The organism is Winogradskyella pulchriflava (genome assembly GCF_042434315.1).
GTDB classification, from domain to species: Bacteria; Bacteroidota; Bacteroidia; order Flavobacteriales; family Flavobacteriaceae; genus Winogradskyella; species Winogradskyella pulchriflava.
The window spans coordinates 47284-61324 of record NZ_JBHLTQ010000005.1 but is presented as its reverse complement, the minus strand read 5'-3'; the positions used below and the strand labels follow the sequence as shown (position 1 = coordinate 61324).

The following is a 14041-nucleotide window of genomic DNA, read 5'->3' as shown; positions in this document are numbered from 1 at the left end:
AGATAGTTACAAATTTATAAAATTTAACGATACCTTAGTTGTCATACAACGAGGAATTTGACTGTTTCGCTAAAAACTCAGCAAATTAGACTAAATATCTTCAAAAAGTTAAAATCTAGCAGACAATCTTAAATTAAAAACACGAGGCGTTAAATAATTAGGAATTGCAAACTGACGTTTAGTATAGACATCTCTCACCCAAGTATTGGTAATAGAGTTTTGGTTATTAAACATGTTGTAAATTTCGAAGCCAAGAGAGAGTTCTCTAAATTTCTTTTTCCAACGTGCGTTATAAGTTTTTGTTGGGTTTACTAATTCTAAAGAAATTCCTAAGTCTGCACGTCTATAATCCCTTAATCGTATTTGATAATCGTAAGGATCTGCATAACTTGGTGAACCACCTGGTACACCAGTATTATACACCAAATTGAGATACATTTTTAGATTAGGCATATTTGGTACATAATCCTGAAACAAAGCTCCAAACTTAAGACGTTGGTCAGTAGGTCTGGAGATGTAGCCTCTGTTATCTATGTTTTCTTCAGTTTTTAAGTATCCAAAACTAAACCAGGATTCAGTTCCAGGCACAAACTCACCATTAAGTCTCATATCCAATCCGTAAGCATAAGCTGTGGCATTATTTTTGGCTCTGTAGCGGATTCTAACATTTTCTAATGTGTATGGATTTACATCAGATAGACCTTTGTAGTAGGCTTCTGTTACGAGCTTAAATGGTCTGTCCCAAATTTGAAAGCTGTATTCGTTTCCTAGTACTATATGGAATGATTTCTGAGCTTTTACATCTGGCTGTACTACACCAGATGAGTCTCTTAACTCTCTATAAAATGGTGGTTGGTAATATAATCCACCAGCAACTCTAAAAAGCATGTCCTTTTCCCAATCTGGTTTTATAGCAAATTGCGCTCTAGGACTAAAAACTGTTTGTGTTTTACTTTCTATAGCTTCACCACTTACCGTCCAGTTGTGAGCTCTTATACCAGCATTGTAGAAAACTTCGTTGGTTCCCCATTCTGTGCGTTTGCTATATTGCGCAAAAGCCTGCATACGATCAATTTGTACTCTGTTTAAAGCTCTAACATTTTCAAAAGCCGTAAGCGGTCCTTCAAACGGTTGGTAAGGTTGAAGGTTAGGAATGCTAAAATTAGGAGGACGAATTGAAAACCCAGCAGAATCAATTACTTCCCATTCCACCAATCGGTCTCTAATATCTTCATGAGTATATTTTACAGACCATTCTACTGTAGATTCCTCATCAATTTTATAATCTCCTCTATGTTCTGCATTTACAATAAACGCATCCAAATCGTTACGTGCATGTGTTAATTGAGAGCCAATACCTTCACTAAATTCTACTTCACCTAAATTGTCATCTCCAATATTGGTGTTTACTTCTCCCAAACGGTATTGTGCAAAAATGTCGAAGTATTCTTGTTCAATAGTGTGGTATGCAGACGCAATTAGTTTTAGCGTTAAATCGTCATTAACAAAATAATTGGCTTTAAAAGCTCCAAAATAGGTTTGGTATTGGTCTTTTTCCTGACCGTCATAAAACACCAAAAGCGCTACAGGTTCTTGTAAAGTACCAAAGTTCGTTTGTCTGTTTTCTGGTTGAAAGTTGTATTTGTTTAAGGATATATTCCCAAGGAAATTTAAATGAAACTTATCCGAAAACCGATATGTTAAATAGGTTTGGGCATCAGCAAAAACAGGTTCTACATTACCTTCGGTTTCAAGATTGTTTAAGATTAAACTATTGTCTCTATAACGTACTCCTGCAATTCCTGAAAACTTACCATCTTTAGAAACAGCTTCAGCCGCAACACTTCCTCCTAACAAACTTAAATCTGTCCTAATACCAAATGCAACAGGATTTCTGTAAGTAATATCTAAAACAGAAGATAATTTGTCTCCAAATTTAGCTTGAAAACCACCAGCCGAGAAATCTACATTCTGTACCAAATCCGTATTTACAAAACTTAATCCTTCTTGATTACCAGAACGAATTAAAAATGGTCTGTAAACTTCAATCTCGTTAACATACACCAAATTTTCATCAAAATTTCCACCACGTACTGAATATTGAGTGCTCAATTCATTAGAAATGTTAACACCTGGTAATGTTTTTAGAATATTCTCAACTCCAGGTTGCGCACCTTTTATAGTTCTTAAAGTTTTTGGTGTAACTGAGACCAAACCATCAATTCTGGTTCTTGTGTTATTGTTAATTACAATATCTGGTAATTGCTCTACTTCAACTAACATCACTGGGTTAAATTCCAGTTCTTGCCCATTTTTTAATTGAAACTTTTGAACGATTCGCTTGTGATTAAGATGCGTAAATTCGATAGTGACTTCTACTCCTGAGGGAATTCTTAATTCATAAAATCCATTTGTGTTGGTTGCAGTACCTTCTCCGGTAGATGCTTTTATGTTAACACTTTCTATAGGAATATTAGCTTCGTCTAAGATAACTCCTCTTATAATAGCAGATTGCGAGAAAGAAAGTGCACTGAAAAGCAAGCTTAGTAGTAGAATGAAATGTAAGCGTTTCAAATATTTGGTTTTAGTTAGATTTAAAAGTTTTGCCTTAGAATTTGAATTAAAATGGTCTTAGTCTTCATTCTAAATGCGTAGCGGTCTTTAGTCTAAAATTTTATTTTCTAAAAAATGTTGCTTCAAATGTAGAACTATTTCCAACATTATCCGTAACAATTATCTTTAATTCGTTCTTAGTATCCTTAACGATATTATCATTAAAATCGTGCACAAGCATCTTGGTTTTATAATCGTACTCCATTAAAATCCATTCTCCATTTACTGTAGCTCTGTATTTACTTATTCCTGAGAGTTCGTCATCAATTTTAACCTTAAGATAACGGTATTTGCTTAACCATTTTTTATCTTTAAAATTAATAGGTGTAATGGTTGGAGCAACCGTATCCATTACTAAAGTATAGGTGCCGAAGGTCTTACTGCCAGCACTTAGAATATTGCCTTTTCGTTTAGTGTTAACATAACTAGGCTTTTTGTAATAGCCATATAACCTTGCAATAAAAATCTTATCTAAATGTTCTTCTTTATAGTTCTTTAAATCGTAATTAATGTAAAAGTTTTTTTGAAGTGGTATATTGTCTTCGTGAAGGTGAAGCGTGTCTGAACTTACTTTAAAATCTATCAATACATCATCATAAACTGTGTTCTCGTAAAAGTTTACGGTAACATTACCAGATTGAAGCGTAGTCGGTTGGTTGCTGTAAATTAATGACATCTCTGAAGTGCTATCATCAAAACTATGCTCAATTTTTTCTTTTTTTCCGTCAACAGGAATATTCACCCAGGTTTCATTGCCCTTAAAATCTCTGATTCTAACTTTATAGACTGAAGACGTGCTATCTTCAACATTAATGTAGCCATCGTCATAAGCGTCTTTGTAAAGGCTTAAAGGATTGTTTTTTTGAATAAATAATTTCTGAATTCTGGAGCGTTTTGTTTTAAAATATTCATAATCAATCAAACGTTTAATGTGCTTAGATTCATCAAAACTGAAACGTTTAAAATCTATTTCCAAACTTTTGTTGCCGTTAAAGAATGTTTGAATATTACTTACACCATTGTTGTTTGGCGCTAAATCCTGTTTGTCGTAAGAGGTTATTCCAAAGCCAATACTTCCAAAAGCTGTGATTTTTTCAACCTCATAATCTCCGCTTGTTCTCGGTATTAATCGTAATGGAACACGTTCATTCTTACCGTTAATAGTAGCATTTTCATCCTTAGGATAAGCGTAAATTGCAGAAACAAAAGGAGCTTTGGTGTCTTTTACGTCTATACCAAACAACATTGGGTTCATAGGACGTTCTTGGTTGTCTCTAATTTCAAAATGCAAATGCGGACCACCAGAACCTCCAGTGTTTCCTGAGTAACCTATAATCTCATCTGGTGAAACAAGAAGTTCTTCTGAACTAGGAAAAACCTCCACTTCAAAGCTTTCCTTTTCGTATTGGCATTCCTTGATGTATTTTTCTAAACGTTCAGAAAATTTTTGAAGATGACCATAAACAGTAGTATAGCCATTAGGGTGTGTTACGTAAATTGCTTTCCCGTAACCATAATGCGAAATTTTAATTCTGCTTACGTAACCCTCAGCAGCTGTATAAACCTTTAAACCTTCTCTTTGCTGTGTTTTTATATCTAATCCAGAATGAAAATGTGACGATCTAAGTTCGCCAAAAGTACCAGACAGCACCAAGGTAATATCTAGCGGATTTCTAAAGTAATCCTGAGGATATTCAGATTGCGCGTAAGTTGTAAACGGGATTAATAAAAGGAGCAGAATTTTTTTCATGAAATAATCAATTGAAGCTAAAATATTAATTTGCTTGCGATATACAAAACGTTAATACTGTATTATTTTTCCTAACGCTTTCATTCATTTAATGTTATGGCATTTAAAAATATTTGTAAAAGAATTGTATTTTTTCATTAGGTATGTTAACTTTGTTTCAATAGTATTGAATTACTTTAATGAGTAAAATAGAAGAAATTGTTGATGCCTTAGAGAATAAAATCAGTAAGGTTTTACATAAGCAAGAGGTCTTAAAACAGACTAATGCAAAACTCTCAGAACAATTAGAGTTACAGCAACAAAAGCTTCTTGAGCAACAAGAGGATATTGCCTCTTGGATGGAAAAATATGAAACACTCAAAATAGCAAATTCAATGCTTGGTAGTGACGAAAATAAACGAGAAACGAAGCTCAAAATAAATGCACTTATCAGAGATATTGACCATTGTATAGGACAACTCTCAGAATAATGTTGTAAATTTAGACTAAATGTCAGATCAATTAAAAATTAAACTTTCAATAGCAAATAGGGTATATCCATTAACAATTAACCCTAAACAAGAAGAAGGTTTGCGTTTAGCTACAAAAAAAATTGAGGCTATGATAGGGCAATTTGAGCAGAATTATTCTGTAAGAGATAAGCAAGATGTTTTAGCCATGTGTGCTTTACAATTTGCGGCTCAAGTAGAGCAAAAGTCAATAGATAAAGAGTATGTAAATGAAGAGGTTCAAGAGAAGTTAGAAGCTTTAAATGATCTTTTGAGTCAACATATTTAACTCGTACGTTCTTTAAAATACAAAAGGTTACTGCCTACATTAGTTATATTTTTTGATAAACTCAACGTTAATTCTTTAAAAAGGGTGAGTTTAAGTTGTAAAAGCAAGCCGCTAGTGCTGAACTCGTTTCAGTATCTTGAGCGGATCCTTGATCAGCTTGTTAGCCCTAAACTTGTTTTTAAGGAGTTTATACAAAATCCAAAACTGATGTAGGCTTTTTTTATATACTAAACTAAATAATAAACATGGACACTAACACAATTTTATATATTGTTGGAGGAGTAGTATTAGGTGTAATACTAGGCTATATAATTGCTAAATCACTAGAAAAGGGAAAAGCGTCGAAGCTCATTGCTAATGCTGAAAGTGAGGCTAATTCGATTTTAAAACAAGCAAAAGTAGATGCTGAATCCTTAAAGAAAGATAAAATACTTCAGGCTAAAGAAAAATTTATTGAGTTAAAGGCTGAGCACGAAAAGGTGATTCTTTCACGTGACAAGAAAATGGCAGAAGCCGAAAAACGCATAAGAGATAAAGAATCACAAATTTCTAATGAGCTTGCTAAATCAAAAAAGGCAAATCAGTCTTTAGAGGATAAGGTTAAAGATTATGACTTTAGACTTGAGTTTTTAGAGAAAAAGAAAGACGAGGTAGAAAAGGCTCATAAAAGCCAAATAAAACAATTAGAAGTTATTTCTCAGCTTTCTGCAGAAGAAGCTAAAGCACAACTCGTAGAATCACTTAAAGAAGAGGCTAAGACTGATGCTATGGCATTTATTCAAGATAGAATAGAAGAAGCCAAAATGACGGCACAGCAAGAGGCTAAGAAAATTATAATCAATACTATTCAACGTATTGGTACTGAAGAAGCAGTTGATAACTGTGTATCTGTATTTAACATAGAATCTGATGATGTAAAAGGTAGAATCATCGGTAGAGAAGGAAGAAATATCAGAGCTATTGAAGCTGCTACTGGTGTTGAAATTATTGTAGATGATACTCCAGAAGCAATTATCCTATCTTGTTTTGATTCTGTAAGACGTGAGATTGCACGTTTGTCTTTACACAAATTAGTAACTGATGGTAGAATTCACCCAGCAAGAATTGAAGAAGTTGTAAAGAAAACTCAAAAACAAATTGAACAAGAAATTATTGAAGTCGGTAAACGTACGGTTATAGATTTAGGTATTCATGGATTGCATCCTGAACTAATAAAAATGGTTGGACGTATGAAATACCGTTCGTCTTACGGACAAAACTTACTGCAACACTCTCGTGAAGTTGCTAAGTTATGTGGTGTTATGGCTGCAGAATTAGGTTTAAATCCTAAATTGGCTAAGCGTGCAGGTTTGCTTCATGATATAGGTAAAGTACCATCTTCTGAAACCGATGTGGAAACACCTCATGCTATTTTGGGTATGCAATGGGCAGAAAAGCATGGTGAAAAACCAGAAGTTTGTAATGCCATTGGAGCGCATCACGACGAGATTGAAATGACAACTTTATTGTCGCCTATTGTTCAGGTATGTGATGCTATTTCAGGTGCAAGACCAGGAGCAAGACGTCAAGTACTGGATTCTTACATACAACGTTTAAAGGATTTAGAGGATGTAGCCTTTGGATTTACAGGTGTAAAGAAAGCTTATGCTATACAAGCAGGTAGAGAGCTACGTGTTATTGTAGAAAGCGAAAAAGTGTCTGATGATAAAGCAGCAAGTTTATCGTTTGAAATATCTCAGAAAATACAAACAGATATGACCTATCCTGGTCAGGTAAAAGTCACTGTAATTAGAGAAACTAGAGCAGTGAATATTGCGAAGTAAATTACTAACTCAAATATTTCAAAAAGGCAATCAAGTAATTGGTTGCTTTTTTTATTTTCTAGGATGAAATTTATTTAAAACCTCACTTAAATGAGAGCGGTCAACATGCATATATACTTCAGTAGTTGTTATACTTTCATGACCAAGCATCATTTGTATGGCTCTTAGGTCTGCACCATTTTCTAATAGGTGCGTAGCAAAAGAGTGTCTAAAGGTATGTGGTGAGACTGTTTTGTTTATGCCAGATTTTTCAACTAGCTTTTTTATGATTGTAAAAATCATGGCACGTGTTAGCTTTCTGCCTTTATAGTTTAAAAACAGATGATCTTTAGAGTCTGGTTGTACATTAATATGATTTCTTATGGATTTCCAGATATTAATATATTTTTGAGTCGTGTCTCCAATAGGTACAAAACGTTGTTTGTCACCTTTACCAGTAACTTTTATAAACCCTTCTTCAAAAAATAAGTCAGAAATTTTTAGTTCTATAAGTTCGCTAACACGCAAACCACAACTGTATAAGGTTTCTATAATAGCTCTGTTACGTTCACCAAGATTTACACCATTGTACCCATAGCTCAGATCTATTGCGCTTATAATACTGTCAATATCATTAACAGATAAGGTGTCTGGTAGTTTTCTTCCAATTTTTGGGGATTCAATTAAATCTAATGGGTTGTCTTTTCTATAATTTTCAAAAATCAAATAATCAAAAAAATTACGAAGGCCAGAAATCAACCTTGCCTGAGACCTAGGGTTAATGGTTTTGGAAATAGCGTAGATAAACTGTTTTACAGTTTCATTGTCTATTGAAATAGGTGTAGAATCAATAGTATTGTTATTAAGGTATGTGGTTAGCTTTTTTATATCATAACAGTAATTTTCAATGGAGTTATTTGATAATCCTCTCTCAATTTGAAGGTAATGTTTATAATCGGTTACTGCCTGAGACCATTTCATACTCAAAATTAGCAATTTATGCGGTGAAAATTAACGAATATACTACGTATTTCATCGTATTTTTATATAAAAATGTTAATAACGATATTTTTAAATACCTGATAATCAATAATATAAAAAATAATGTTTACAAAAATGTTAATAACTGTGCGTAGAAACTTTATTATTTCAAAAAAAAGGCTTTAGTTTGTACTAATCAATTTTAAAACTTTAAAGATTATGAAAAAATTATTTTTAGCTGCATTTGCAGTATTTGCTTTTGCAAGCGTACAAGCTCAAACTTTTGGTGTATTAGGAGGTCTCTCTATGTATTCAGGTTCTGGTGACGTTGATGGTTCAGAAACAGGTTTCCATATTGGAGGTTTTGCTGATTTAGAACTTTCAGATCAGTTTTCACTTCAACCAGAAGTAACATATGCAATGGCTGGTGATTATTCAGCTATAGGTTTAAACGCTATCGCCAAGTATGCTGTATCTGATGAATTTAGTATACATGCTGGTCCTACATTAGCTTTTGTAGGTGGAGATGTTGGTGATGGTTTAGATGCTATTTCTGATGCTTTTGATATTGATACTACTAAGTTAAATATATCTCTTGCAATAGGTGGTAGTTATGATATTTCTGAAGAACTTTTCGTTCAAGCTAGATATGGATTTCAGTTGAACAACCATATATCTGAGAGCGATGCTGGTGATTTTAAATATAACGTATTCACAGTAGGAGTTGGTTACAGATTTGGTAACTAATTCTAGTCATTCAATAAAATTTAAAGAGGCGAATTTCGCCTCTTTTTTTTTGTTGAAGATTTTTGTCTAAATAATGAAAAAATTAATTTGTATTTAAAAAAGGGATGACAATATGTTTTACATTTACTCATAAATTAAACATTAATTTTCTTAGTATGAAAAAAATAATCTTATCTGTAATTGTTGCTTTTTGTAGCATCTTTACTGTTAATGCCCAAGACGAAAATGTTATTACAAATACTGAAGTTTCTTATGGTGTAAAAGCAGGATATAATTCTTTTGTAGCTAGAGCATCTGCCGATGGTAACTCGGTATCAGTTGATGAATCTGGCTTTTATTTTGGGATATTTGCCGATTTTGCAGTTTCCGATAAATTCAATATTCAACCAGAATTACAATATGTTGTAATCACTGGAGATGGTGATAATGGTAATGTTCTCGTTGTGCCAATTTTGGGTAAATATGCGGTTTCTGAAAAGTTCAACCTTTTAGCTGGACCTCAGTTAGATTATGTGCTGGATGATGATGCAGAAGGTCTCAAAAGATTAGGTGTTGGTCTGGCATTGGGTTTAGCATTTGATATCAATGAAAATTTTATTATAGATTTGCGCTATTCTTTAGGGATATCTAATCGTCTTGATATTGACGATGATGATTTTGGTGATCAAGATGTAAAGGTGAAGTTTAATTATGTACAAGTAGGTCTAGGCTATCGATTTTAATAACATAATAAGATAATATAAAAGAGGCGAATTTTCGCCTCTTTTTTGTTTTATTAATAATCGATAAAAGGTGTACTTTTTTAACATTTCACTAGGGTTAATAATGTAATCTATCACTTACATTTGCCGACCAAATTAATTTTAAACTTTACCCAAATTATGAAAAAAGTATTATTTACAGCTGCTATTGCAGTATTCGGATTAACAAACATGAACGCTCAAGAAGAGTCTAAAACTTTCGGATTCTCTGAAGGAGATATCTTTGTAGAAGGTAGCGTTGGTTTTAACAGTGAAAATGATAAAAATACAGAGACTAAGTCTAATGGTTTTAACCTTAGCCCAACTGTAGGATATTTTATTAGTGATGATTTAGCTATTGGAGGTAGCTTATCTTATGCTTCTTTTAAAGAAGAGGTTGCTGGTACTGATGTATCAGAAGAATCAGGTTTCGGTGTTGGTGCTTTTGGACGTTACTATTTCTTAGATTTAGGGGAGCGTTTTAAGACTAATGCAGAGTTTGGTGTTGGTTATGCAAGTATGAATGACAAACTTGCTGATGTAAAAGAAAACACTATTGGAGCAGGGTTAGGATTAGGTATTAACTATTTTGTAACTGAAAAGATTGCTTTATCTTTTGGTTTAAAAAACGTTTTATCTTTCTCTTCTTCTAAGTTCGACGTTGATGGAGCAGAGGCCGTGTCAGAATTCAACTTTGGTTTCGGAGATATAGCTAACCCATTTGGTGGTAACGCTTCTTTTGGTTTATTATTTGTATTCTAAGTAATAAACATCATACAAATAAAAAGCCAAAACTTAAGTTTTGGCTTTTTATTTGATTAGTAGTTTTATTATTCGTAGTGTGGATTGTTGAACTGTTCATAAGTTGTAACAGAACATCCTGATGCACTTTGTACAGACCCATATACTACATTGTCTTCATTTAGATAAGTTACTGTAAATTCTTGCTCAAGACCTTGTGTATAAACAGTTATCCTTGAGTGTGAGCTGTTAGACCATTCCCATGAGCCTAATTGGCTAGGATTGCCACCAATAGAAAACTTTTGATAATAATTACCGTCAGGATAAAAAGCAATAAATCCTTGATCTTCTATAGAAAAGTCATCTCCACATTCATCAGAAGAAAAATCGAAATTCGAAATGATGTGAGTCCACCATTTTTGGGTTTCACCATCGATAGGTGTTTCAGAAAAGAATCCTGTTAAGGCTTCGTTTCTAAGTTCTGTAGGTACAATTTCTCCAGAAGGAACACCTTCAATAGAGCTTGAGTCATTATCTCCATCATCGCTAGAGCATGAAAACGCAACTATTGAAAAAATAGCTACAATAAAAAGTTGGGGTAATTTTAAATTTAATTTCATAAATTATATGATTTGGTTTATTTAAGCATAAATATATTATTATTTTTCACTTTTTTAACATATTTAGTAGGAAAATACGTTATTAAATTGTTAATAAAAAAAATGAATCATTGGAGAGGAAAATTTTAGACACTTCAAATTTCTGCTTTAGTATAAAGAATAGTTGCAATAAAAGCTGAAAGACTAACGTATTATTGGCTTTTTTTGTATCGTATTTTTGTTACATTTATAATTATGAAAAAACTTATTATTATAAACGGTCCAAATTTAAATTTGTTAGGCAAACGTGAAACGAATATATACGGTAATTTAACATTTACTGAGTTTTATGATTCTGCTGTGGAAAAATATACAAGTGTGTCATTAGAGCATTTTCAATCTAATATTGAGGGTGAAATTATAGATAAAATCCAGGAAGTTGGTTTTTCTTATGATGGTATTATTTTAAATGCAGCTGCTTATACACATACCTCAGTGGGCATTGGTGACGCGGTTAAGGCTGTTACAACACCTGTAGTAGAAGTGCATATCTCAAACACCTTTTCTAGAGAAGAGTTTAGGCACCAATCTTATATTTCACCAAATGCAAAAGGTGTCATTCTTGGTTTTGGCCTTCAGAGTTACGAATTGGCAATTCAGAGTTTTATTTAATAATATGAAAAAATCAATCCTCCTTTTTGGATTAATTTGCTTTAGTTATTGTTTAACTGCTCAATCAGAGTTTGGAATCAAGGGAGGTTTAAATTTTACATTTTTTAAAGTCACAGAAGGTGATTTTGGGACAAATCCAGATACTGAAGTTGGCTATTATGCTGGTTTATTTTCAGACTTTAGTATTAATGATAATTTTCGTCTTCAACCAGAGCTCATATATATTGGTATAAACGATTTTAAATTCTTAAATGCACCAATATATTTAAAATACAATATTAATAGCGATCTGCATATCTTGGTTGGACCTAGTTTAAACTATTTTTTCGATTTTTTCTCAAATAATTTTAAGGTTAGGGCAGACCTTGGCCTAGGATATGATTTATCGGACAATCTTAATTTACACATGAAATATACCATTGGTTTTGAAGAACTCTCACCTAATATTATATTTCTAGGTATTGGATATAAACTCTAAAAAAAAAGCGATTCTGATGAATCGCCTTAAATTTATTATTCCCATCCGAGTAAAAGTTCCTTCCCTCTGGGAAGGCTAGGATGGGCTTACAAATGAATAACTTCATCATAAGCCGCAGCAACCGCTTCCATAACGGCTTCACTCATTGTTGGATGAGGATGTACAGCTTTTAATACTTCATGTCCTGTAGTCTCTAATTTACGACCTAAAACAGCTTCGGCTATCATATCTGTAACTCCAGCACCAATCATGTGGCAGCCTAACCATTCGCCATATTTAGCATCAAATATTACTTTTACAAAACCTTCTTTGTTTCCACCAGCACTTGCTTTACCTGAAGCAGAGAATGGGAATTTACCAATCTTTACATCTAAGCCTTGTGCTTTTGCTTGCTCTTCTGTTAAGCCAACAGAAGCAATTTCAGGAGTACAATACGTACAGCCAGGAATGTTGCCGTAATCTAATGCTTCTACATGCATACCTGCAATTTTTTCAACACAAAGAATACCTTCGGCAGACGCTACGTGTGCTAAGGCTTGTCCAGGTGTTACATCTCCAATGGCATAGTAGCCTGGTATATTGGTTTGATAGTAATCATTCACAATGATTTTGTCTCTATCGACAACAATACCAACATCTTCTAATCCTATATTTTCAATATTAGATTTAATACCAACTGCAGATAATACTACATCAGCTTCTAATACTTCTTCACCTTTTTTAGTTTTTACGGTAGCTTTAACGCCTTTACCAGATGTATCTACAGAAGTGACTTCAGCAGATGTCATAATTTTAATACCGTTTTTCTTAAAGCTACGCTCTAATTGCTTAGAAACTTCGTCGTCTTCTACAGGTACAATCTTGTCTAAATATTCTACAATAGTAACTTCAGTACCCATTGAATTGTAGAAGTAAGCAAACTCGACACCGATAGCACCAGAACCAACTACAATCATTTTTTTAGGTTGGTTTTCTAAGCTCATGGCTTGTCTGTAACCTATTACTTTTTTACCATCTTGAGGTAAGCTTGGTAATTCGCGAGAACGTGCACCAGTTGCTATAATTATATGGTCAGCAGAATATTCTGTACCGTCAACATCAATTTTCTTTCCGGTTTTTAGTTTTCCGTAACCTTCAATAACATCAATTTTGTTCTTTTTCATTAAGAACTTTACACCATTACTCATGCCTTCAGCAACACCACGACTACGTTTTACAACGGCATCAAAATCGTGTTCAGCATCTTTAACTTTTAAACCGTAATCTTCAGCATGTTTAAGATATTCAAAAACTTGAGCAGATTTTAAAAGCGCTTTTGTTGGTATACATCCCCAATTAAGGCAAATGCCGCCAAGACTTTCTTTTTCAATAATAGCAGTTTTAAAACCTAATTGCGAAGCTCTAATAGCTGCAACATAACCACCTGGTCCACTTCCTAAGACAATAATATCGTATTTACTCATGCGTAAGTTTTTTAGTTGAATTTTGAAGCTACGAATTTACAAAACCAAAATGTAATATTAAAGGTCTTCTGTAAAATGTCTTCTTCCTTTATCCTTATTGAACTTTTCTTTATTGTAGTTTAATGATTTTCCTTTAGGGATAGAAAGCGATTGCCATTTTGTTCCTTTAATGAGTTTGCCTAAAAATACGATTTGTCCAACGTGATAAGCATAATGCATCATTTGTCTATTTATAGCTTCGGTTACTGAATGTCCTTGATTCCTAATGTAGATAATTTGCTCTAAATCTTCTTCTTTTAATGGTGTAATGGCACTAAACAAACATTCCCATCCATTGTTCCAAGCTAGTAGCAGTTCTTCTTTAGTTTTAAAAGTATCTATAAATTCTTCATCTCGTTTTCGCCATACTTTCTCACCATCTTCGGTTAAAAAATTAGTCCAACGACTAAGCATATTGCCTACAATATGTTTTACGATTATAGAAACTGAGTTTGAATCAGCTGCAAATTCTTTTTGTAAATCTACAAAAGTTAACTGCGCAATGGTTTTATCTCCAAGTGATTTGTAGTATTCAAATTGCTTTAAGACACTTGGTAAATACGAATTTTCCATGGTGGTATAATTTGTACCAATAAAAATAGTGATACAAAACCACAAAAGTTATTAATAACCATTGAT

General features: G+C 33.2%; 14 protein-coding genes and 1 other RNA gene. 9 read left to right on the top strand and 6 right to left on the bottom strand.

Annotated features, from left to right (window positions below):
- Positions 1-108 precede the first annotated feature (108 nt).
- On the bottom strand, positions 109-2574 hold the full coding sequence (locus ACFFGA_RS09765) for a carboxypeptidase-like regulatory domain-containing protein (RefSeq protein WP_386063164.1): 2466 nt from the start codon (positions 2572-2574) through the stop codon (positions 109-111).
- Positions 2575-2674: 100 nt separating this feature from the next.
- Positions 2675-4363: a M23 family metallopeptidase gene (locus ACFFGA_RS09760; RefSeq protein WP_386063161.1), complete on the bottom strand. Its 1689-nt coding sequence runs from the start codon at positions 4361-4363 to the stop codon at positions 2675-2677.
- Between the two features lie 179 nt (positions 4364-4542).
- On the opposite strand from ACFFGA_RS09760, the gene ACFFGA_RS09755 reads away from it, so the two are divergent.
- The 4 genes from ACFFGA_RS09755 to rny all read left to right on the top strand — a co-directional run bounded on the left by ACFFGA_RS09755 (position 4543) and on the right by rny (position 6963).
- On the top strand, positions 4543-4833 hold the full coding sequence (locus ACFFGA_RS09755) for a coiled-coil domain-containing protein (protein WP_386063158.1): 291 nt from the start codon (positions 4543-4545) through the stop codon (positions 4831-4833).
- Between the two features lie 19 nt (positions 4834-4852).
- Positions 4853-5140 carry a cell division protein ZapA gene (locus ACFFGA_RS09750; protein WP_386063155.1) on the top strand — a complete coding sequence of 96 codons (288 nt, stop codon included), beginning with the start codon at positions 4853-4855 and terminating at the stop codon, positions 5138-5140.
- Between the two features lie 59 nt (positions 5141-5199).
- A non-coding RNA gene (gene ssrS, locus ACFFGA_RS09745) (6S RNA) lies at positions 5200-5329 on the top strand.
- 56 nt (positions 5330-5385) lie between these two features.
- The gene (rny, locus tag ACFFGA_RS09740; protein WP_386063152.1) at positions 5386-6963 is read left to right on the top strand and encodes a ribonuclease Y; all 1578 of its coding nucleotides are present in this window, start codon (positions 5386-5388) and stop codon (positions 6961-6963) included.
- A gap of 51 nt (positions 6964-7014) precedes the next feature.
- Here the strand turns inward: rny and xerA are convergent, their stop codons facing one another.
- A complete protein-coding gene (gene xerA, locus ACFFGA_RS09735) occupies positions 7015-7923 on the bottom strand; it encodes a site-specific tyrosine recombinase/integron integrase (protein ID WP_386063150.1) in 909 nt (302 codons plus the stop codon).
- A 219-nt stretch (positions 7924-8142) separates the two neighbouring features.
- On the opposite strand from xerA, the gene ACFFGA_RS09730 reads away from it, so the two are divergent.
- The 3 genes from ACFFGA_RS09730 to ACFFGA_RS09720 all read left to right on the top strand — a co-directional run bounded on the left by ACFFGA_RS09730 (position 8143) and on the right by ACFFGA_RS09720 (position 10172).
- The gene (locus tag ACFFGA_RS09730) at positions 8143-8670 is read left to right on the top strand and encodes a porin family protein (protein WP_386063147.1); all 528 of its coding nucleotides are present in this window, start codon (positions 8143-8145) and stop codon (positions 8668-8670) included.
- 155 nt (positions 8671-8825) lie between these two features.
- Positions 8826-9392, top strand: a complete 567-nt coding sequence (locus ACFFGA_RS09725) for a porin family protein (protein ID WP_386063144.1) — start codon at positions 8826-8828, stop codon at positions 9390-9392.
- A gap of 159 nt (positions 9393-9551) precedes the next feature.
- Positions 9552-10172, top strand: a complete 621-nt coding sequence (locus ACFFGA_RS09720; RefSeq protein ID WP_386063141.1) for an outer membrane beta-barrel protein — start codon at positions 9552-9554, stop codon at positions 10170-10172.
- A gap of 68 nt (positions 10173-10240) precedes the next feature.
- Here the strand turns inward: ACFFGA_RS09720 and ACFFGA_RS09715 are convergent, their stop codons facing one another.
- On the bottom strand, positions 10241-10771 hold the full coding sequence (locus ACFFGA_RS09715) for a hypothetical protein (protein WP_386063139.1): 531 nt from the start codon (positions 10769-10771) through the stop codon (positions 10241-10243).
- 234 nt (positions 10772-11005) lie between these two features.
- On the opposite strand from ACFFGA_RS09715, the gene aroQ reads away from it, so the two are divergent.
- Positions 11006-11422: a type II 3-dehydroquinate dehydratase gene (gene aroQ / locus ACFFGA_RS09710; RefSeq protein ID WP_386063136.1), complete on the top strand. Its 417-nt coding sequence runs from the start codon at positions 11006-11008 to the stop codon at positions 11420-11422.
- Between the two features lie 4 nt (positions 11423-11426).
- Complete coding sequence (locus ACFFGA_RS09705; protein ID WP_386063133.1) at positions 11427-11900, top strand: outer membrane beta-barrel protein; 474 nt, start codon at positions 11427-11429, stop codon at positions 11898-11900.
- Positions 11901-11986: 86 nt separating this feature from the next.
- Here ACFFGA_RS09705 and lpdA read toward each other — a convergent pair whose 3' ends face one another.
- The gene (lpdA, locus tag ACFFGA_RS09700; RefSeq protein ID WP_386063132.1) at positions 11987-13363 is read right to left on the bottom strand and encodes a dihydrolipoyl dehydrogenase; all 1377 of its coding nucleotides are present in this window, start codon (positions 13361-13363) and stop codon (positions 11987-11989) included.
- Between the two features lie 57 nt (positions 13364-13420).
- Positions 13421-13975, bottom strand: coding sequence for a DUF1572 family protein (locus ACFFGA_RS09695; RefSeq protein ID WP_386063129.1), 555 nt, complete (start codon positions 13973-13975; stop codon positions 13421-13423).
- Positions 13976-14041: the final 66 nt, after the last annotated feature.

Bases quoted from the DNA above. Each gene is read 5' to 3' on its own strand.
- ACFFGA_RS09760 (WP_386063161.1), bottom strand. From the start codon at position 4,363: ATGAAAAAAATTCTGCTCCTTTTATTAATCCCGTTTACAACTTACGCG.
- ACFFGA_RS09730 (WP_386063147.1), top strand. From the start codon at position 8,143: ATGAAAAAATTATTTTTAGCTGCATTTGCAGTATTTGCTTTTGCAAGC.
- ACFFGA_RS09750 (WP_386063155.1), top strand. From the start codon at position 4,853: ATGTCAGATCAATTAAAAATTAAACTTTCAATAGCAAATAGGGTATAT.
- ACFFGA_RS09715 (WP_386063139.1), bottom strand. From the start codon at position 10,771: ATGAAATTAAATTTAAAATTACCCCAACTTTTTATTGTAGCTATTTTT.
- ACFFGA_RS09725 (WP_386063144.1), top strand. From the start codon at position 8,826: ATGAAAAAAATAATCTTATCTGTAATTGTTGCTTTTTGTAGCATCTTT.
- ACFFGA_RS09695 (WP_386063129.1), bottom strand. From the start codon at position 13,975: ATGGAAAATTCGTATTTACCAAGTGTCTTAAAGCAATTTGAATACTAC.
- rny (WP_386063152.1), top strand. From the start codon at position 5,386: ATGGACACTAACACAATTTTATATATTGTTGGAGGAGTAGTATTAGGT.
- ACFFGA_RS09755 (WP_386063158.1), top strand. From the start codon at position 4,543: ATGAGTAAAATAGAAGAAATTGTTGATGCCTTAGAGAATAAAATCAGT.
- lpdA (WP_386063132.1), bottom strand. From the start codon at position 13,363: ATGAGTAAATACGATATTATTGTCTTAGGAAGTGGACCAGGTGGTTAT.
- ACFFGA_RS09705 (WP_386063133.1), top strand. From the start codon at position 11,427: ATGAAAAAATCAATCCTCCTTTTTGGATTAATTTGCTTTAGTTATTGT.
- ACFFGA_RS09720 (WP_386063141.1), top strand. From the start codon at position 9,552: ATGAAAAAAGTATTATTTACAGCTGCTATTGCAGTATTCGGATTAACA.
- xerA (WP_386063150.1), bottom strand. From the start codon at position 7,923: ATGAAATGGTCTCAGGCAGTAACCGATTATAAACATTACCTTCAAATT.
- aroQ (WP_386063136.1), top strand. From the start codon at position 11,006: ATGAAAAAACTTATTATTATAAACGGTCCAAATTTAAATTTGTTAGGC.